We start from the raw sequence: 18,780 nt of genomic DNA, 5'->3' as shown, positions 1-18,780 counted from the left end.
GCGTCCACACCCACGCCCACGCCCCCGTTCGTCACGCGCTCACCTCACGGCACGCGCGGTAGAAGTCCTTCCATCCGTCGCGCTCACGGACCACCGCTTCCAGGTACTCCTGCCAGATCACCCGGTCCGCCGCCGGGTCACGGACGACCGCGCCGAGAATGCCCGCCGCGACATCCCCCGGCCGCAGCACGCCGTCCCCGAAGTGGGCCGCCAGAGCAAGGCCGTTGGTCACCACGGAGATCGCCTCGGCCGTCGAGAGCGTGCCGCTCGGCGACTTCACCTTCGTACGCCCGTCGGCCGTCACCCCGTCCCGCAGCTCACGGAAGACGGTGACGACGCGGCGTATCTCGTCGATCCCCTCGGGCCCGGACGGCAGGTCGAGCGAGCGCCCGATCTGGTCGACGCGCCGCGAGACGATGTCGACCTCGGCCTCGGCGGTCTCGGGCAGCGGAAGGACCACCGTGTTGAAGCGGCGGCGCAGCGCGCTCGACAGGTCGTTGACCCCGCGGTCGCGGTTGTTGGCCGTGGCGATGAGGTTGAAGCCACGTACGGCCTGCACCTCCTGGCCCAACTCCGGGATGGGGAGCGTCTTCTCCGACAGGATCGTGATCAGCGTGTCCTGGACGTCCGCCGGGATGCGGGTCAGCTCCTCGACCCGCGCCGTCATGCCGTCGGCCATGGCCCGCATGACGGGGCTCGGCACGAGAGCGTCACGGCTGGGGCCGTGCGCGAGCAGCTGCGCGTAGTTCCAGCCGTACCGGATCGCCTCCTCCGGCGTGCCGGCCGTGCCTTGCACGAGCAGCGTCGAGTCCCCGCTGACGGCGGCCGCCAGATGCTCGGACACCCACGTCTTCGCGGTGCCGGGCACGCCGAGCAGGAGCAGGGCGCGGTCCGTGGCGAGGGTGGTGACGGCGACCTCGACGATGCGGCGCGGCCCCACGTACTTCGGCGAGATCACCGTCCCGTCGGGCAGCGTGCCACCGAGCAGATACGTCGCGACCGCCCACGGCGAGAGCCGCCAGCGGGCAGGCCTGGGCCGGTCGTCCTGCGCGGCGAGCGCGGCCAGTTCGGCGGCGAACGCCTGCTCGGCGTGCGGCCGCAGCGCCTCCGCGTCCCCCGCGGGCGCGGCCGTGGACACGGTCGACGAGGTCGTCGAGTCGACGGAAACGGTCATGGAGCGATCCCCCTCCAACTCGTCCGGGCACATCTGGTCCGGATGTGGTTCCCACCGTGCACCACGCCACTGACAATCGACCCTCGCACACCGCTGACCTGCACGGATACCGAGTGCCGGATCGATTGTCAGTGGTGGGATCTACCTTCGATGACATGACTCAGCAGGGGGTGCGCTGGACGGCGGATCAGGTGCTGGCACTGGCGCCTGACGCCCCGTCACGCAAGGCGGGAAGCAAACTCGGCGTCGCCGGCCCATGGTCGGAGGCGGGCAGTTCGGGCGAGGGGGCGGTGTGGGGACTGTGCAAGGGCAGTGGCAGCAAGCCGTATCAGACGGTCGTCGACATCGCGGACATCACCGGCGCCGCGGGCCCGGCGTACACGTGCAGTTGTCCGAGCCGCAAGTTCCCGTGCAAACACGCGCTCGGGCTGCTGCTGCTCTGGTCGGGCGAGGACGGGGCGGTCGGTGCGGTGCCGGACGGGCAGCCGCCGGGATGGGCCGAGGAATGGCTGGCGGGACGCCGTAAGAGAGCGGAGACGAAGCGGGCTCCGGACTCCGGGCCGGGCGGCGCCCCGGTCGCCGATCCCGAGGGCGCACGGCGCAGGGCGGAGCGCCGGGCCGAGCGGGTCACGGCGGGGGTGACGGAGCTGGAGCAACGCCTCTCCGATCTGCTGCGGGGCGGCATGGCCACCGCTGAGCAGACGGGGTACGGCCTGTGGGAGGAGACGGCCGCCCGCATGGTGGACGCCCAGGCGCCCGGCCTGGCGTCGCGCGTGCGGGAGTTGGGTGCCATCCCGTCCTCGGGCTCCGGCTGGCCGGTGCGGATGCTGGAGGAGTGCGCACTTGTGCACCTCCTGGACCAGGGCTGGCTACACCGCGAGCAACTGCCGGAGTCCCTGGCGGCCACGGTCCGCTCCCGCATCGGCCTGCCCACCCCGGCGCAGGGCCCGCCGGTACGGGACCAGTGGCTGGTGCTCGCGCAGTACGACACGGCGGACAGCAAGCTCACCACCCGCCGAATATGGATGTACGGCACGGAGTCCGGGCGGACGGCCCTGCTCCTTTCGTACGGAGCCGCCGGACGCGCGCCCGCTCTCGCGCTGCCGGTGGGCCTCGCGCTGGACGCCGAGCTGGCCTCGTATCCGGGCGCCGGGCAGTTGCGGGCCGACCTGGGCGAGCAGTTCGGTGCTCCCGCGCCGACCGCCGTCCGGCCGCCGGGGGTGCAAACGGAAGAGGCCGCGCGCCGCTACGGGGAAATGCTGCGGGAGGACCCCTGGCTGGATTCCTGGCCGGTGACGCTGCGCGACGTCATACCGACCCCTCTCCCGGGGCCCGCGTCCGACGGCTGGCAACTGGCGGATGCGGAGGGCGACATGGCGCTGCCCATCACCCCTTCCGCCGCATCCCGAGCGGGTCTGTGGCGGCTGGTGGCACTCTCCGGAGGCGCTCCTGTGACGGTCTTCGGCGAGTGTGGTCACGAGGGCTTCACCCCTCTGACTGCCTGGCCGCGCGGAGCGGGAGAGGCAGTCGCCCTGTGCTGACAACTGTCCGGCAGATCAACGGGGGCCCGGCAGATCCGAGGCGGCACCACCGGACGAAAACCCGAGGAACGCGGAAAGCACGAACGCCGCGAACCGTGCGAACGACGCGAAGAACTTGAGCGACCTGAGCGACCTGAGCGGCTTGGGCAACTTGAGCAACTCGCGCGACCTGAAAGCCCGTAACGATCCCGAAGATCAAAAGGAACCCGAGAGCCCCGCCCGGGTGAGGAGTCCACATGACCGGCACCACCGCACTCACCGAAGCGACCGCCACCCCCTGGGAGGACCTGGTCACCGCCGCGCTCCTCGGCACCGACCGCCGCACGCCTCCCGTACGCACCCAGGACAAGGACGCCCCCACCGCCCTGCTTGACGCGGCCGCGGTGCAGACCGTGCGGCGCAGAGCCGGGCTTTCCCCCGCGCCCGCGGCCACACCTCCCGAGCCTGCCGCCGATGACCCGAGGCCCCTGGTGCCGCCCGCGGCACGGCGCAGGCTCGCCACGCTGCTCACCGATCACCCCGGAGCGGGCGGCGGCGGGCGCCGGGGCGCGGTGCCCGACCTGATGGAACTGCTGCCCCAGTGGCTGGCGCTGGCCAACGACCGCGGCTTCGCGGCGCCGCCCGAGCTGCTTCCCGCCCTCCTGAACGCGGCCCGCGGGCGCACCGACCTCCGACCGCAGGCCCTCGCCTTCGCGGGCCCCCGGGCGCTGTGGCTCGCCCGGCTCAACCCGGACTGGAAGTTCGCGCTCCGTTCGACTCCGGGCGGCGGTGTGGCACTGCCCGCCCCGGAGGAGAAGGCGCAGGTGCAACAACTCTGGGAGGAAGGCCTGTTCGCCGAGCGCGTCGCCCTGCTGGGCGCCGTGCGGGCGCACGACCCGGCCGCCGCACGCGATTTGCTCGCCTCCACCTGGAGCACGGAGCGTGCGGAGGACCGCCTGATGTTCCTCGACTCCCTGCGCACCCATCTGCACGCCGCGGACGAGCCGTTCCTGGAACAGGCCCTCACCGACCGCAGCCGTAACGTCCGCGCCACCGCGGCCGAGCTCCTCTCCGCTCTCCCCTCGTCGGCTCTCGCCGCGCGGATGGCGGACCGGGCGGCGTCCTGCGTGGCCATAGACCATGCGCAGGGTACGAAGCACATGCCGACGCTCACCGTCGAGGCGCCGCACGAGTGCGACGCGGGCATGGAGCGCGACGGCGTCGTCCCGAAGCCTCCTGCCGGCCGGGGGGAACGGTCATGGTGGCTGGGTCAGTTGGTGGAGGCGGCTCCGCTCGGCATCTGGCAGGAACGGCTCGGCGGCCGTTCCCCCGCCGAGATCGTGCGGCTTCCCGTGGCCGACGACTGGCAGAGCGAGCTGCACGCCGCGTGGTGCCGCGCAGCCGTGCGGCAGCGCGACGCGATCTGGTCCCGTGCGCTGCTCGGAGCCCCCTCGTCCCCCGACGCCGCGGGGCCCGGCGCGGCGTCGCTCGCCGAGCGCGCGAAGCTCCTCGCCGCGCTGCCTGCCGGGGAGCGGGCCGACTGGGTCGCCGGGTTCATCGCGACGCACGGCCTCTCGGAGGCGTTCCAGTTGCTCGGCGTGTGCGCGCTGCCCTGGTCGGAGCCGCTGGGCCGGGCGGTGGTGGACGCGCTGAACATCGCACGGGACGCCGGGAGTTATCCCTGGAGCTTCAGCGGGGTGATGGGTCTGGCGGAGCGCTGCCTCGACCCGGCGGAGGCGGTCCGGCTCGACGTACTGACGGCGATCCCGGACGAGCCGGAGGACGCGTCGCCCGGCGCGGGCGGTTACTGGTCGGAGGCTTTCCAGCGGCTGGTCAGTACGTTGCGTCTACGCGCGGCGATGCGGGCGGAGCTGGGCGAGGAGCCGGTGAAGCCAGGCACCGAGCCGGCGAGGCCGGGCGCGGCGCCGGAAGATCCGGGGGTGCCGTCATCTTAGGCACCCCCATCAAGAGGCCGGGCGATCCCGCCCTGGCACGGTGGCCGTCAGGCGCCGGCCGGCTGACGGACGTTCGCACGGACCCAGTCCACGATCGAAGCCGTGGTGGCCCCGGGGGTGAAGATCTCCGCGACGCCCTTCTCCTTGAGCGGCGCGATGTCCGCCTCGGGGATGATGCCGCCGCCGAACACCTTGATGTCCTCCGCCTCGCGCTCCTTGAGAAGCTCGATCACGCGCGCGAAGAGCGTGTTGTGGGCGCCGGAGAGGATGGACAGGCCGATCGCGTCGGCGTCCTCCTGGATCGCGGTGTCCACCACCTGCTCGGGCGTCTGATGCAGGCCGGTGTAGATGACCTCCATACCCGCGTCACGCAGTGCCCTCGCGATCACCTTCGCTCCGCGATCATGACCGTCGAGACCCGGTTTGGCCACCACCACGCGGATCGGACCGGCTGCCACACCCATCACTGCCTCCATGTACCGATATCCATCTGTCCAAGCACTGGCACCCCGTGCCGCACCGGCCGGGGAAGTGAACGAACGTTATCCCCAGCATCTCGCACCCGGCAGTTTCACGGTGGAGAGCGAGGGGGAAATCACACGAAGGGACACGTTCGCTGCGCGCCACTCCCGTATCCAGCGGCTTTGGGACCGCTCGCGGGAAGGCGCAAGGGGAGCCGCAACGAGGTCGCCGTGCCACCGCGCCGTCCGCTGCGCGCCGTGGTGATGCGGCGGATCGGCGATCGCGCCGGTACAGGGTGCGCCGTCGGCGCTGACCACGCACCGTCGTACGACCTCTGCCACGCCTCCCCACTACGGGCACACGGGGGTCAGAGCCGTCCCCCGGCGTGCCGACCGGGAGGTCGACCATGACCATCACGAGGGTCCTGCCCTTTCGCCCGCCCTGTTCTCTGCTGCCCGCCAGACTGGCGGGGCTCTCCATCGCCCTGCTGAAGGCGACCGCACTGGAGGTGGCGATCCTCGCCGGGCATCTCCTCCTCTACCCGTCGGGCATCGCGCAGGAACGCAGGATCGCCGCCGAACTGCCGCCTCCCGACGCCCCCCGGCTCCCCGCGGAGAGCCGCCCACCGGTCGTCCTCCTGCACGGCTTCATCGACAACCGCTCGGTCTTCGTCCTCCTGCGCCGCTCCCTGGCCCAGCACGGCGGCCAGCACGTGGAGTCCCTCAACTACTCCCCCCTCACCTGCGACATCCGCACCGCGGCCGAGCTGCTCGGCCGCCACATCGAGGAGATCTGCGAGCGCACGGGCCACCACCAGGTGGACATCGTCGGGCACAGCCTCGGCGGCCTGATAGCCCGCTATTACGCGCAGCGTCTGGGCGGTGACGAGCGCGTCCGCACGCTTGTCACTCTCGGTACCCCGCACGAGGGAACGCGGGTCGTGCCGCTCGCCGACGCGCACCCGATCGTGCGCCAGATGCGCCCCGGCTCGGACGTGATCGAGGAGCTGCGGGAGCCCGCACCGGGCTGCCGGACCCGTTTCGTGAGCTTCTGGAGCGATCTGGACCAGCTGATGGCCCCGCTCGAGACGGCCTGCGTCAACCACCCCGACCTGATCGCCCAGAACGTACGTGTCTCCGGTATCGGTCATCTCGCCCTGCCCGTGCACCCCGCGGTCGCCTCCGGAATCCGCCAGGCCCTCGATCTGCCTGCTCCGGGGACCCCGGCGAAGGGTCCCGAGAACGGACTCACCGTGGCCTGAGGAGCAGCCCGCGCACCCCGCGGCACGGGAAAATTGTCGAACGGAGCTCGAACGCAAGGCCAAAGGTGTGCCCGCCGACCGCCGAAAGGCGGCCGAATGCCCGTTTCCTGAGAGCACGAAACCTGCCGAAGATTGTCGCGCCCGCATACCGCCGGGTACAGTCGCCGCACTGCTCTGCCCCCTGCTGCCGAGGCGAAAGAGAAGTTGGTGAACGACCGTCACCCGTCGGGGAGCTCGACACCCCCGGCCTCGGCACCCGCCGACCATGCGCCCTACGCGGCGTATGACCCGCAGAGCACCCAGCACGGCGCCTACACCGGTTACGACAGCTACTCCACCGGAAGCTTCGACACCACGGGCAGCTACGCGACGGCCGGTCACGACACCGGAAGCTTTGCGTCCGACCCGCTCTTCGGCGACATGCCCGGCGGTTCGTACGACACCGGCCAGTGGTCCACCACGGGGACCCAGCAGACGCTGAACCACGACCCGTACGCCGCGCAGCACCAAGCCGCGTACGACACCGGTGGGTACGAGAACGGTGGCTACGACACCGGTGGTTACGACACCGGCGCCATGTGGTCGACCGGCGGCCATCAGCACCTCTCCGCCGACATCCCGGCGCAGCAAGCGGGTCCCGAGGCCACGGGCCAGTGGGACGCGGGCACCTGGGACCAGCCGCAGCAGACCGGCCAGTGGGAGACCCAGGCCTTCGACACCGGCGCCTACGACGCGACCGCGTGGAACTCCGCCGGCCAGGACATGGCGTACGAGACCACCGCGACGCACGAGGCACACGGCACGTACGAGGCCCAGGACACGCCCGGAGCGACCGGAGCGCCCGACACGTACGAGGCCCCCGAACCGTACGAGCATTCGCCTTACGACACCGGGTCCTACGCCACCGCGTCATACGACTCCGGTCCGCCTTCCCCCGACGCCTACGCCCAACCGGTTCCCGCCGAGCACGAGTTCACGCCCGACGAGGCTCCCGCCGATTCACTCGGCCCGGTCGAGCCGACCCGCAGGGTTTCCGCGGGTGACGACGAACCGCCGCTCATGGACCGTTCGCACGGCTCCCGTTCCCGGGCCCGCCGCCGCTCCCCCGCCAAGCGCTCCGCGCTCTTCACCGTCGCCGTGCCCTCCGCCTGCGTGATGGGCGTCGCGGGTATCGCCGCGGCCTCCGTGGGCAACTTCGGCGGCGACGACGGCAAGGAGACGCAGGCGGCAACGGCCCCGGACCCCACGTCGGTGCAGCCCTCCGCCGCCAACAACAAGCTCGACACGCAGCTGGCGAACCTCTCGGCGGACGCCGGTGACTTCGCCGACCGCGCGAGCCGCACCCAGGAGCGCATCGACCTCAAGGCGGAGAAGGTCGCCGCCCAGAAGAAGGCCGCCGAGGAAGCCGCGCGCAAGGAGCGCCTGCGCCCGAAGTTCTCGCTGCCGGTGAAGCAGCACGGTCTCAGCGCGTACTACGGCCAGGCGGGCGTCAACTGGATGTCCGCGCACTCCGGAATCGACTTCCCGGTGTCGTACGGCACCGAGGTGCTCGCCGCCACCGACGGCACGGTCTCCACGAAGTGGAACAGCGCCTACGGCAACATGGCGATCGTGACCGCCAAGGACGGCACGGAGACGTGGTACTGCCACCTCTCCACGCACAAGATCTCCAGCGGCCCCGTCAAGGCGGGCCAGCCCATCGCCTTCTCCGGGAACTCCGGCAACTCCACGGGCCCGCACCTGCACTTCGAGGTGCGTCCCGCGGGCGGCTCGGCCATCGACCCGCTGCCGTGGCTGCGCAGCCACGGCCTCGACCCGACGTAACTCCGGCCGCCCCCGCGGTTCTAGAGCTTCTCCACCGGTGCGTACCGCAGGAGGAGCCGCTTCGGCTTCGGCTCTCCGAAGTCCACCGTCGCCTCGGCGTTCGCGCCCGTCCCCTTCACCCCGACCACGGTTCCGAGGCCGAACTGGTCGTGCGTGACCCGGTCCCCGACCGCGAGCGCGACCACCGGCTTCTCCGATGCGCGGCGCGTGGCGAAGCCCTGGGCGCCGCCGGTCCGCGAGCGGGACGACGACAAGGAGGAGGCGATCCCGGCCGCGGGGCCGGAAGTCGCCGGCGCGCCGACGGAACCCTTCCGCTTCCAGTCCAGGTGCGCCTCCGGGATCTCCTCGAGGAAGCGTGAGGGCGGGTTGTACGAGGGCTGTCCCCAGGCGCTGCGCATCGAGGACCGGGTCAGATAGAGCCGCTCACGCGCGCGCGTGATGCCCACGTACGCGAGGCGGCGCTCCTCCTCCAGTTCCTTGACCTGGCCGAGGGAGCGCATGTGCGGGAAGACGCCGTCCTCCATGCCGGTCAGGAAGACGACCGGGAACTCAAGGCCCTTGGCGGTGTGCAGCGTCATCAGCGTGATGACTCCGGAGCCGTCGTCCTCCTCGTCCGGGATCTGGTCGGAGTCGGCGACGAGCGCGACCCTCTCCAGGAACTCGGAAAGGGTGCCGGACACACCGGTGCCCGCGGCCTCCTCGCCCTCGGCCTCGCCTTCACCTTCGCCTTCGCCTTCGCCTTCAGAGGCGGCAGCTCCGCTGTCCTGCTCGAACTCCAGGGCCACGGCGGCGAGTTCCTGGAGGTTCTCGATGCGCGTCTCGTCCTGCGGGTCGGTCGAGGCCTGCAACTCGGCGAGGTACCCGGTGCGTTCGAGCACGGCCTCCAGGACGACGGCGGGCCCCGCGCCGGACTCGACGATGGTCCGCAGCTCCTCCATCAGCACGTTGAACCGCTTGACGGCGTTGGCCGAGCGGGCCGCCATTCCGTACGCCTCGTCGACGCGCTTGAGTGCCTGCGGGAAGGAGATCTTCTCGCGCTGCGAGAGCGCGTCGATCATCGCCTCCGCGCGGTCGCCGATGCCCCTCTTGGGCACGTTCAGGATGCGCCGCAGCGGGACGGAGTCCTCCGGGTTGGCGAGCACGCGCAGATACGCGAGGACGTCCCGGACCTCCTTGCGCTCGTAGAAGCGGACGCCGCCGACGACCTTGTAGGGCAGGCCGACGCGGATGAAGATCTCTTCGAAGACACGTGACTGCGCGTTCGTCCGGTAGAAGATCGCGACGTCGCCCGCCTTCGCGTCGCCCGCGTCGGTGAGCCGGTCGATCTCGTCGGCGACGAACTGCGCCTCGTCGTGCTCGGTGTCGGCGACATAGCCGATGATGCCCGCGCCCGCGCCCGCGTTGGTCCACAGGTTCTTGGGGCGGCGGCTTTCGTTGCGCTCGATGACGGCGTTGGCGGCGGTCAGGATCGTCTGTGTGGAGCGGTAGTTCTGCTCCAGGAGGATCGTCGTCGCGTCCGGGTAGTCCTCCTCGAACTGGAGGATGTTGCGGATCGTGGCGCCACGGAAGGCGTAGATCGACTGGTCGGCGTCACCTACGACGCACAGCTCGGCCGGGTCGTCGCCCTCGCCTCCGGAGGGGCCCACCAGCTCGCGCACCAGGGCGTACTGCGCGTGGTTGGTGTCCTGGTACTCGTCGACCATCACGTGGCGGAAGCGGCGGCGGTAGTGCTCGGCGACGTCCGGGAACGCGCGGAACATGTGGACCGTCGTCATGATCAGGTCGTCGAAGTCGAGGGCGTTCGCCTCGCGCAGCCGCGACTGGTACATCGCGTACGCCTGGGCGAGCGTCTTCTCGAAGCCGTCGGCGGCCTGTCCTGCGAAGGTCTCCTCGTCGATCAGCTCGTTCTTCAGGTTCGAGATCTTGGCGCTGAAGGACTTCGGCGGGAACTTCTTCGGGTCGATGTCCAGGTCACGGCAGACCAGCGCCATGAGCCGCTTGGAGTCGGCGGCGTCGTAGATCGAGAAGGAGGAGGTGAAGCCGAGCTTCTTCGACTCGCGGCGCAGGATGCGGACGCACGCGCTGTGGAACGTCGACACCCACATCGCGTTGGCCCGCGGCCCGACGAGCTGCTCGACGCGCTCCTTCATCTCGCCCGCGGCCTTGTTCGTGAACGTGATTGCCAGGATCTGCCCCGGGTGCACGTGCCGCTCGGCCAGGAGATACGCGATGCGGTGCGTCAGGACCCGGGTCTTGCCGGAGCCCGCGCCCGCGACGATGAGCAGCGGGGAGTCCGCGTGCACGACGGCCGCGCGCTGGTTCTCGTTCAGCCCGTCGAGCAGGGCCGCCGGGTCGATCACGGGGCGCGGGGCGCCACCGCGGTAGTGCGCGTCCCGGGGTACGGGCGCGTCGAACTTCCCGTCGAACAGATCGTCCGGAACGGATTCCGGGGCGCTGTCCTCGGGCGGCGGCGGGGGCTCCTCCTCGGAAGCCCGCGAGGGCTTGAGGTCCGCCAGGAAGCTGTCATCAAAGAGGCTGCTCATCGCCTCCCGAGTCTAGGCGGCCCCACTGACAACCCGCCCCGGGTTCCGGCCACGTCCACCCGCACATGCCCCGCACACGCCCCGCCCGCGGCCCGTCACGTTCCGCGACGGCGCCGCGTGTCCGCGTCAAGAGCTTCGTAAAGTAACGAAAACGTATCGGGCATATCGAACATCAACCTTCACACGGAGCACACGAGTTGGCTACCGTGCTCCGCGGGCTGCTCGTACTCCCACCGGCGAACCCCGCCGGGAACGGGTGGCCTCCGCCGAGTTCGATCTCCTCGGAGCCGGGGACCCACCAAGAACTTGGGGTGAATCGGTCCCGTACGCGGTACGGGACCGTAGGGCAACCTTCCGGAATCACCCGCCCGAACCCGACAGCTAACCCGGTAGGCGGTCTACGGAAGGAGTCGCCTCCCTTGGCGTCGCACCGCAAGCCGCGGGCCCGCATCACCGGCCTACGCACCGCTCCGGCCCTCGGCATCACGACGGCAGCCCTCACCTCCGTGGCTCTCCTGTCACAGAGCGCGCAAGCGGCACCGTCAGCGCCCCAGAAGCCCAGCCTCGAAGAGGTGCAGAAGAAGGTCGACGACCTCTACCACCAGGCGGGCGTGGCCACCCAGAAGTACAACTCCGTCAAGGAGCGCACCGACAAGCAGCGCAAGAAGGTCGACACCCTTCTCGACGATGTGGCCAAGCGCACGGACAAGCTGAACGAGGCCCGCCGGCAGCTGGGCACGTTCGCCGCGGCCCAGTACCGCACCGGGGGCGTCTCCGAGACCGCCACGATGATGCTCGCCGACGACCCGCAGGGGTACTTCGACCAGAACCACCTGTCGGACCGGCTGACCGCACGCCAGAAGAAGGCGGTCGACGACTACCAGACGCAGCAGGCCTCGGCGACGAAGCAGCGCACGAAGGCCGCCAAGAGCCTGGAGACGCTGAGCGACTCGCGGGACGACCTGCGGACGAGCAAGCAGACCGTCCAGAAGAAGCTGGGCGCGGCGCGCACGCTGCTCTCGGAGCTGACGGCCGAGGAGAAGGCACGCCTCGCGGCGATCGAGAAGAAGAAGGAAGAAGAGGCCAAGCGCAAGGCCGCCGAGCTGGCGCGCAAGCAGGAGGCCGAGGCGGAGGCCAAGCGCAAGGCGGCGGAAGAGGCGGCGGCCAAGGAGCGCGAGAAGGAGACTCCGGACTCGGGCACGGACACGGGTTCCGGCACCGACACGGGCTCCGGCTCCGGCTCCGACGGCACGGACAGTGGCTACGCGACGAAGGCCGCGAAGGTGATCAACTTCGCCGAGGCGCAGATCGGCAAGCCGTACGTGTGGGGCGCGACCGGGCCCGACTCCTACGACTGCTCCGGGCTCACCCAGGACGCGTGGAAGGCCGCGGGGATCTCCCTGCCGCGTACGACGTGGGACCAGGTGAAGGTCGGCACGACCGTGAAGACGGCCGACGCCAAGCCCGGCGACCTGGTGTTCTTCTACGACGACATCAGCCACGTCGGGATCTACATCGGCGACGGCAAGATGATCCACGCGCCGAAGCCGGGGACGAACGTCCGCGTGGAGTCGATCTACTACATGCCGATCCACAGTGTGGTGCGGCCCGCCTGAGCACTCGCCCAGGAGCCCATCACGCGCGCGTGGCCCGCATTCCCGGGGGGATTGCGGGCCACGCGCGCGTAGTGGGCCGGTCGGATCCGCGGACTCAGGTCCACAGCACCGCGATGAAGATGTTCGCGACGGTCAGCAGGCCGACGGCGCCGAACATCCCCTTGTCCACCTGCTCGTCGTCCCGTTTCACGTAGACCAGCGCGAGGATCACGATCAGGACGGCCATCTTGATGCCGATCTTGACGTTGTTGACGGGGTTGTCGTCCGCCTGGTTGAGGCCCACCAGGACCACGCCCGTGACGAGCATCGTGAGCGCGCCGTGCAGCATCGCGGGGACGAAGCGGGCCGTGCCCTGGCCCATCTGCTTCATCTGGGTGAGGAAACCGCCCAGGAGGGAGGCGATGCCGATGATGTGCAGGCCGACGAAGAGATGGGTGAGAACGTCCATGGTTCCGGAGCCTAGCCGGGGCCGTATCACCCCTCCGTAGCCAGGTGGCCCCCGAGCGCCGCATCGGTCACGTGCGCCTCCGAAGACTGCCGGTTCGGCGGATCACGCGGTCACTTGAGGTCACCGGACGCCACAGTCGCGTCAGTTGCGCACAATCCGTCACCAACCCGTGACGGTCAGGTTTAGCGTCCTTCGTCAGGTGACCGGCTCCCCACCGCCGCCCGGACCCGGGGCGGCAGTCGGTTACCACCGCCGAGAATCCGGCGGCGGCCCGCTCCCCCTGTGCGGGCCGTCGCCGGAACCTTAAGGAGCCCCCCTTCGTGGCAGCGCACCGCAAGCCGAAACAGCGCTCGCTCAGTGGCCATACGGCCCGTACCGCCGCCACCATCGTCCTCGCGGGAGCCGCCACGGCCACCGCGTTCGACGGCACGGGACATGCGGATCCACGGCTCAGCCCGGCCGAGGTGAAGTCCAGAGTCGACGCGCTCTACCGCGAGGCCGAGATCGCCACCGAGAAGTACAACGGAGCCAAGGAGAAGGCCGAGGGCGCCGAGAAGTCCCTGGGCGAGCTGCGTGACGAGGCGGCCCGGAAGACGGAGAAGCTCAATTCGGCGCGTGAAGGGCTCGGTTCGATCGCCGCCGCGCAGTACCGCAGCGGCGGCATCGACCCCGCCGTCCAGCTCGCGCTCTCCTCCGATCCCGACCAGTATCTGGAGCGCGCCGCGATCGCCGACCGCGCCGACAGTCGTCAGGCGGCGGCCGTCACCGGTGTGCGGAACCAGCTCCGGGAGATCGATCAGCTGCGCACCGAGGCCGACGAAACCCTCGCGCACCTCACGTCCCGCCAGGCGGAGCTGAAGAAGCACAAGAAGACGGTCACCGGAAAGCTCGGCGCGGCCAAGCGGCTCCTGTCACAGCTCACCGGCGACCAGCGCGCGGAGCTCGCGGGCGAGGACAGGGCATCGCGTGACGCGGGCCGTGACGGCCTCCGGGGCGCCCCGGGCAAGGCACCCAACTCCCGCGCCTCGGCGGCCGTCTCGTACGCCTACAAGGCTCTCGGCAGCCCCTACGTGTGGGGAGCCACCGGCCCCGACGCCTTCGACTGCTCGGGGCTCACCCAGGCCGCCTACCGGGCGGCTGGCGTCGGCCTGCCGCGCACGACGTACGCGCAGATCGCCGCGGGCGAGCGCGTCTCGCGCTCCCAACTCCAGCCCGGAGACCTGGTCTTCTTCTACCAGGGCATCAGCCATGTGGGCCTCTACGTGGGCAACGGCCAGATGATCCACGCCCCGAACCCCAGCGCGCCGGTCCGCCTCGCACCGATCAGCCAGATGCCGTTCGCGGGGGCGACGCGAGTGGCGTGAGGGGCGGGAGAGGGACGCGGGAGGGGCACGGGAGGGGCACGGGAGATGCTTCAGGGCGTCCCGCGAGACCGTGCGGGCCCGCAGGTACTGTCAGGGCCATGACCCGCCGTACGCTGCCGCCGCCCCCGCCACCTGCCCATCTGCGCACCTGGCCGGACCGGAACGCGCTGCTGTACGACCGCGGCATGGCCCTGGAAGACCTGCGCCGACGAAGCCTGGGCGTGCACCGCCTCCTGCTGCTCTGGCTGCTGGCGCTCGGCTGCCTCATCGGCTGGTCGCTCCTGGCAGTGCCGCTCGAAATGATCGAGGACCACGATCCGATGGCCTTCGTGATGGGTCCGGTCTGCGCGGTCCTGGGCCTCGGGGCCCTCGCCCCCTCCGTCGTGGGCGTCGTCTTCGGCATCCGCAACGACCGGAAGCTCCGCGAACTCACCGACAGCTGGCTGGCGTTGGACAGCAATCCGGCATCGGACGCCGCTCTGCGCTCCCCCGGGCTCAGCCTCTGCTGGCTCCTCTCGTCCCTCACCGTGTGCGCGCTCAGTCTCTGGGCGTCCTTCGCCTCCGCCGCCTACGCCGAGCCCGGCAGGGACTCGTACAGCGATGTCGTGCTCGGCATGGGAGCGGGCCTCATCGTGTGGCTGACGGGCCTCATCGGCATCACCAAGGCGGTCGGCCACTACCGCTGGGCGATACGGAAGTTGGGCCCCACCCCGGTGGCGAGCGGCGCGCACCGCTGAGCCGGGGCCGGGTCCCGGCCGTCGGCCGGGCAGGCCCGTGGGTCAGACCAGCCGCCGCGCCGTCGCCCACCGCGTCAGCTCATGCCGGTTGGACAGCTGGAGCTTCCTCAGCACCGCCGACACATGTGACTCGACCGTCTTGACGGAGATGAACAGCTGCTTGGCGATCTCCTTGTACGCGTACCCCCGCGCGATGAGCCGCAGCACCTCCCGCTCGCGCTGCGTCAGGCGGTCCAAGTCCTCGTCCACCGGGGGCGCGTCGGTCGACGCGAAGGCGTCGAGGACGAACCCGGCCAGGCGCGGCGAGAACACCGCGTCGCCGTCCTGCACCCGGAAGATGGAGTCGACCAGGTCGGTGCCGGTGATCGTCTTGGTGACATAACCGCGGGCACCCCCACGGATGACTCCGATGACATCCTCCGCGGCGTCCGACACGGACAGCGCGAGGAACCGCACGGGGCTCTCGGCGTCGGACATCAACGGCGCACAGCGCCGCAGCACTTCGACGCCGCCGCCGCCCGGAAGGTGCACGTCCAGGAGCACGACCTCGGGGCGCGCCGTCGTGATCACCGTGACCGCCTGGTCGACGTCCGCGGCCTCTCCGACCACCTCGACACCGGTGATCGCGGTCCTCCCGATCTCCGCCTGGACGCCCGTGCGGAACATCCGGTGGTCGTCGACGAGGACGACGCGCGCGCGGCGGCCCTCCGGGGCACCGCCCGCGGCACCACCGGTCGCTTCGGCCGCGTCGGCCGTCGCGTCGGCGTGCTGAGCCGACTCGGCCGCACCCTCTGATCCGCCCCTGGGCTCCACGGGCTCGCTCGCGTCGCTCATGTCGTCGCCGTCCTCTCCATCTCCAGCTCGACTTCCGTGCCGCCCCCCGGCACCGCGCGCAGCCGCGCCGTGCCGCCGTTGCGCTGCATACGGCCGATGATCGATTCTCGTACGCCCATGCGGTCGTCCGGCACGGAATCCAGATCGAAGCCGGGGCCACGGTCCCGGACGGACACGAACACCGTCTCTCCCTCGACTTCGGCGAAGACCTGCACCGCGCCGCCCTCGCCACCGTACTTTGCGGCGTTCACCATTGCTTCCCGCGCGGCCTGGGTCTGCGCCGTAAGGCGTTCGTCCAGCGGGCAGTCGCCGACTATGACGACTTCGATGGGGACGCCGTGCTTGTCCTCCACCTCCGCGGCATCGCGCCGGACCGCTTCGGCGAGGGTGTCGGGCTCGTCCGCCTCGTCCTTGCCCGTGCCCTCGGGTTTGTAGAGCCATTGCCGCAGGTCGCGCTCCTGGGCGCGGGCCAGCCGGCGCACCTCCGAGGCGTTCTCGGCGTTGCGCTGGATCAGGGTCAGGGTGTGCAGGACCGAGTCATGCACATGGGCGGCGACCTCCGCACGCTCCTGGGCGCGGATACGCATCAGCCGCTCCTCGGAGAGGTCCTGCATCATGCGCACGAGATAGGGGCCGGCGAGCAGCGCGACGCCGACAAGCACGGCGAGCGCGGCCTGCAGCACGGAGCTGAGGTGCGAGGTGGAGCCCTGCAGCACGACGATGCCGGAGACACCGGCGCCGACCAGCAGCACTCCGGCCCCCGCGCGGGCGATGGTCAGGGTGCGCCTGCGGCGGCCGACGGCCATCCAGCGGGCCCGGCGGGCGTTGTCGGCCTGCCGCCAGACCAGGGCGACACCGGCGGCGACGAGCAGGGTCGGCCAGAGATAGGCCTTGGTCGAGCTGTCCAGGTCCACGTTCCCGACGAAGACCATGGCGACAATGACCATCGCGAGCAGCGCGACGAGCTGGCCCTTGTCCGGCTTGCGGGCCACGAGTCTGCGGCGTCCGTCGGGTGTCGTCTCGGATGTGACCGCCGAGGGCGGGCGCATCGCGTCGACCCCGCCGACGCCGAGCGGCACGAAGAACCAGAACGCCGCGTACAACAGGGCGCCGAGCCCGTCCGACATGAACAGGCCGACGAAGATCAGCCGCACCCAGACGACGGGAAGACCGAGATGACCGGCGAGGCCGCGTGCGACACCGCCGAGCCAACGGCCGTCACCGCTGCGATAGAGCTTTCGCAGCGGCCGCTCGTCTTCGATGGATACTGCTGCGGCTTCCGGCATGTCTCCGATATTCACACGCGTACGCGGGCTCGGACATCAGGGTCGACCCCCGAGACGTCCCTGATCTCCGACCCGGACGGCGGGCCGCGGAGGTCAGGGCAGGGGTGTGTCAGGGGCGATCTCAGGGTTCGGCCAGGGTTGTCCCGACTGCCGCGGCGGCCTCCGGCCCGTCACCATGGACACATGACAGACGAGCAGCCCGCCGGGTCGGGCCCGCAGGCCGCATCGCGCGATCCTCGTTCCGCCTCCGCGCAGGAGCCGGACGGGCCGATGGTCTTGCCGGCCTTCCGCCGCGACCGCCGGCACAAAAAGCTGGGCGGCGTGTGCGCGGGGCTCGGTCAGCACTGCGACATGGATCCGGTGATCTTCCGTATCGGGCTCGCGCTCCTCTCTCTCACCAGCGGGCTCGGCCTTGTCTTCTACGGTTTCGCGTGGCTGTTCGTCCCTTTCGACGACGAGGAGGAGAACGAGGCGCGCAGGCTCCTCTCCGGCCGGGTGGACGGTCAGGCGCTGACGGCCGTGCTCTTCGCGCTCGTCGGCTGCGGCGTCTTCCTCTCCCTGCTGAACAACGGGGGTGCGCTCACCTTCGCGGCGGTCCTCGCGCTGCTCCTCGCGGGCGCGGGGTACTGGTCGCAGCAGCGCGGCACGACCGATCCCGACCCGGTGGCGGCCCAGGCCGTGGCGGACGCGCCGCCCGAGGCGAAGGCACCGCCGGTGGCCGGCGCCCCCTCGTGGTGGCGGGACCCGATCGTCAAGGACGGCACGCACGACGGGATCTCGGGCTATTTCTGGGGGCCCGAGGGAGTGGCCGTCCAATACCAGCCCGACCCGCCGCACGGGCAGCCGCTGCGGCGCGTCCCCGAGACGCCCGTACAGCCCAAGCCGCGAGGCCCACGCTGGATCGGCGGTTTCGTCTTCCTGGGAGCGCTGCTGGCCGGAGGCCTCGGCATCGGCCTCACGTGGGAGGAGCAGCCGCTCGGCACCAGCCTGCAGACCGGCCTCGCCCTCGCGCTCGGGGTGTTCGGCGCGGGCATCGCCCTCAGCGCCTTCCTCGGGCGAACCGGCGTGGGCTCGATCATTCTCGCGGTGATCACGGCGGGACTGCTCGCGGGCTCGGCCGCACTGCCCAAGAACATCAGCACCACCTGGGCGGAGACCGAGTGGATACCGACCGCGGCAGGACAGGTCCAGCCGCAGTATGAGCTGGGGGCGGGCGTCGGCACGCTCGACCTGACCCGGGCAGGCCCCGGCAAGGGGAAGACCGTGAGCACCGGTGCCGAGGTGGGGGCGGGGCAGCTGAAGGTGATCCTGCCGAAGGACAGCACGGTGAAGCTCGACATCGAAGTGGGCGTCGGCGACATCCAGTTGCCGGACGACGGCAAGCAGGACGTGGACATCGCTCCGGGCAAGGAGAAGTCGGTGACGCTGGACCCGGTCGCGGGAAGCAAGGACGGCGGCACGCTCGAGCTGCACGTCGAAGTGGGCATCGGACAGGTGGAGGTGACCCGTGCTACGCCATGAGTTCCATCCCGGCAAGCTGGTCCTCGGCCTGTTCCTGCTGATGGCGGCCGTCGCCTACGCGGGCGACGCGGGCGGAATATGGGACACGCCGTGGTTCCTGGCCTTCCCGCTCCTGCTGGCGGGTCTGCTCCTCGGGGGCGCGGCGGCAGCGGTGTCGTACGGCATACGCGGCCGGCCCGCGGCCCGTGCGGCGGGCCGCCGGGCCGACGGCTCCAGGGACTCCTAGCCTTCCCGG

The 18,780-nt window shown here is 70.9% G+C and carries 15 protein-coding genes and 1 riboswitch; of the genes, 9 read left to right on the top strand and 6 right to left on the bottom strand.

Features of this window, described 5'->3' with window-relative positions; all coding sequences use genetic code 11:
- Nucleotides 1-31 precede the first annotated feature (31 nt).
- A complete protein-coding gene (locus ACWFRU_RS14805) occupies nt 32-1,174 on the bottom strand; it encodes an ATP-binding protein (RefSeq protein WP_453686921.1) in 1,143 nt (380 codons plus the stop codon).
- Nucleotides 1,175-1,329: 155 nt separating this feature from the next.
- On the opposite strand from ACWFRU_RS14805, the gene ACWFRU_RS14800 reads away from it, so the two are divergent.
- Entirely contained in the window at nt 1,330-2,715 is a 1,386-nt protein-coding gene (locus ACWFRU_RS14800) for an SWIM zinc finger family protein (protein ID WP_453686919.1), read from the top strand.
- 236 nt (nt 2,716-2,951) lie between these two features.
- Nucleotides 2,952-4,649 (top strand): DUF5691 domain-containing protein, encoded by a 1,698-nt coding sequence (locus tag ACWFRU_RS14795; protein WP_453686917.1) that lies wholly within the window; start codon nt 2,952-2,954, stop codon nt 4,647-4,649.
- 47 nt (nt 4,650-4,696) lie between these two features.
- On the opposite strand, the gene ACWFRU_RS14790 is transcribed toward ACWFRU_RS14795, so the two are convergent.
- A complete protein-coding gene (locus ACWFRU_RS14790; protein ID WP_453686915.1) occupies nt 4,697-5,113 on the bottom strand; it encodes a cobalamin B12-binding domain-containing protein in 417 nt (138 codons plus the stop codon).
- Between the two features lie 404 nt (nt 5,114-5,517).
- Here ACWFRU_RS14790 and ACWFRU_RS14785 point away from each other — a divergent pair, with 404 nt between their 5' ends.
- Together ACWFRU_RS14785 and ACWFRU_RS14780 are read left to right on the top strand one after the other, a co-directional pair.
- Entirely contained in the window at nt 5,518-6,372 is an 855-nt protein-coding gene (locus ACWFRU_RS14785) for a lipase family alpha/beta hydrolase (protein ID WP_453686913.1), read from the top strand.
- A 207-nt stretch (nt 6,373-6,579) separates the two neighbouring features.
- Nucleotides 6,580-8,196 carry a peptidoglycan DD-metalloendopeptidase family protein gene (locus ACWFRU_RS14780; protein ID WP_453686911.1) on the top strand — a complete coding sequence of 539 codons (1,617 nt, stop codon included), beginning with the start codon at nt 6,580-6,582 and terminating at the stop codon, nt 8,194-8,196.
- 20 nt (nt 8,197-8,216) lie between these two features.
- Here the strand turns inward: ACWFRU_RS14780 and pcrA are convergent, their stop codons facing one another.
- Nucleotides 8,217-10,739 carry a DNA helicase PcrA gene (gene pcrA / locus ACWFRU_RS14775; RefSeq protein ID WP_453686909.1) on the bottom strand — a complete coding sequence of 841 codons (2,523 nt, stop codon included), beginning with the start codon at nt 10,737-10,739 and terminating at the stop codon, nt 8,217-8,219.
- Nucleotides 10,740-10,993: 254 nt separating this feature from the next.
- Nucleotides 10,994-11,150, top strand: a riboswitch (cyclic di-AMP (ydaO/yuaA leader).
- 8 nt (nt 11,151-11,158) lie between these two features.
- Here pcrA and ACWFRU_RS14770 point away from each other — a divergent pair.
- Nucleotides 11,159-12,355 (top strand): NlpC/P60 family protein, encoded by a 1,197-nt coding sequence (locus ACWFRU_RS14770; RefSeq protein WP_453686907.1) that lies wholly within the window; start codon nt 11,159-11,161, stop codon nt 12,353-12,355.
- A 94-nt stretch (nt 12,356-12,449) separates the two neighbouring features.
- Here ACWFRU_RS14770 and ACWFRU_RS14765 read toward each other — a convergent pair whose 3' ends face one another.
- Nucleotides 12,450-12,803 carry a hypothetical protein gene (locus ACWFRU_RS14765; protein WP_453686905.1) on the bottom strand — a complete coding sequence of 118 codons (354 nt, stop codon included), beginning with the start codon at nt 12,801-12,803 and terminating at the stop codon, nt 12,450-12,452.
- Nucleotides 12,804-13,123: 320 nt separating this feature from the next.
- Between ACWFRU_RS14765 and ACWFRU_RS14760 the strand changes: the two genes are divergently transcribed.
- Nucleotides 13,124-14,167 (top strand): NlpC/P60 family protein, encoded by a 1,044-nt coding sequence (locus tag ACWFRU_RS14760; RefSeq protein ID WP_453686903.1) that lies wholly within the window; start codon nt 13,124-13,126, stop codon nt 14,165-14,167.
- Nucleotides 14,168-14,265: 98 nt separating this feature from the next.
- Complete coding sequence (locus ACWFRU_RS14755) at nt 14,266-14,904, top strand: hypothetical protein (RefSeq protein ID WP_453686901.1); 639 nt, start codon at nt 14,266-14,268, stop codon at nt 14,902-14,904.
- 42 nt (nt 14,905-14,946) lie between these two features.
- Here ACWFRU_RS14755 and ACWFRU_RS14750 read toward each other — a convergent pair whose 3' ends face one another.
- The gene (locus ACWFRU_RS14750; RefSeq protein ID WP_453686899.1) at nt 14,947-15,738 is read right to left on the bottom strand and encodes a LuxR C-terminal-related transcriptional regulator; all 792 of its coding nucleotides are present in this window, start codon (nt 15,736-15,738) and stop codon (nt 14,947-14,949) included.
- Nucleotides 15,735-17,024, bottom strand: a complete 1,290-nt coding sequence (locus ACWFRU_RS14745) for a PspC domain-containing protein (RefSeq protein WP_453686898.1) — start codon at nt 17,022-17,024, stop codon at nt 15,735-15,737. The genes ACWFRU_RS14750 and ACWFRU_RS14745 overlap by 4 nt, the downstream gene beginning before the upstream one ends.
- Before the next feature lie 183 nt (nt 17,025-17,207).
- Between ACWFRU_RS14745 and ACWFRU_RS14740 the strand changes: the two genes are divergently transcribed.
- Nucleotides 17,208-18,545 carry a PspC domain-containing protein gene (locus ACWFRU_RS14740; protein WP_453686897.1) on the top strand — a complete coding sequence of 446 codons (1,338 nt, stop codon included), beginning with the start codon at nt 17,208-17,210 and terminating at the stop codon, nt 18,543-18,545.
- On the top strand, nt 18,532-18,771 hold the full coding sequence (locus ACWFRU_RS14735) for a hypothetical protein (RefSeq protein ID WP_453686895.1): 240 nt from the start codon (nt 18,532-18,534) through the stop codon (nt 18,769-18,771). Before ACWFRU_RS14740 ends, ACWFRU_RS14735 begins: the two co-directional genes overlap by 14 nt.
- Nucleotides 18,772-18,780: the final 9 nt, after the last annotated feature.

This window comes from Streptomyces sp. NPDC055099, assembly GCF_053607685.1.
The sequence above is the reverse complement of the archived record's forward strand: the minus strand, read 5'-3'. Positions and strand labels throughout refer to the sequence as shown.

Excerpts from the sequence above, each read along its gene's own strand:
- ACWFRU_RS14800 (WP_453686919.1), top strand. The coding sequence starts at position 1,330 with ATGACTCAGCAGGGGGTGCGCTGGACGGCGGATCAGGTGCTGGCACTG.
- ACWFRU_RS14755 (WP_453686901.1), top strand. The coding sequence starts at position 14,266 with ATGACCCGCCGTACGCTGCCGCCGCCCCCGCCACCTGCCCATCTGCGC.
- ACWFRU_RS14790 (WP_453686915.1), bottom strand. The coding sequence starts at position 5,113 with ATGGGTGTGGCAGCCGGTCCGATCCGCGTGGTGGTGGCCAAACCGGGT.
- ACWFRU_RS14750 (WP_453686899.1), bottom strand. The coding sequence starts at position 15,738 with ATGAGCGACGCGAGCGAGCCCGTGGAGCCCAGGGGCGGATCAGAGGGT.
- ACWFRU_RS14765 (WP_453686905.1), bottom strand. The coding sequence starts at position 12,803 with ATGGACGTTCTCACCCATCTCTTCGTCGGCCTGCACATCATCGGCATC.
- ACWFRU_RS14740 (WP_453686897.1), top strand. The coding sequence starts at position 17,208 with ATGACAGACGAGCAGCCCGCCGGGTCGGGCCCGCAGGCCGCATCGCGC.
- ACWFRU_RS14805 (WP_453686921.1), bottom strand. The coding sequence starts at position 1,174 with ATGACCGTTTCCGTCGACTCGACGACCTCGTCGACCGTGTCCACGGCC.
- pcrA (WP_453686909.1), bottom strand. The coding sequence starts at position 10,739 with ATGAGCAGCCTCTTTGATGACAGCTTCCTGGCGGACCTCAAGCCCTCG.
- ACWFRU_RS14785 (WP_453686913.1), top strand. The coding sequence starts at position 5,518 with ATGACCATCACGAGGGTCCTGCCCTTTCGCCCGCCCTGTTCTCTGCTG.
- ACWFRU_RS14795 (WP_453686917.1), top strand. The coding sequence starts at position 2,952 with ATGACCGGCACCACCGCACTCACCGAAGCGACCGCCACCCCCTGGGAG.
- ACWFRU_RS14745 (WP_453686898.1), bottom strand. The coding sequence starts at position 17,024 with ATGCCGGAAGCCGCAGCAGTATCCATCGAAGACGAGCGGCCGCTGCGA.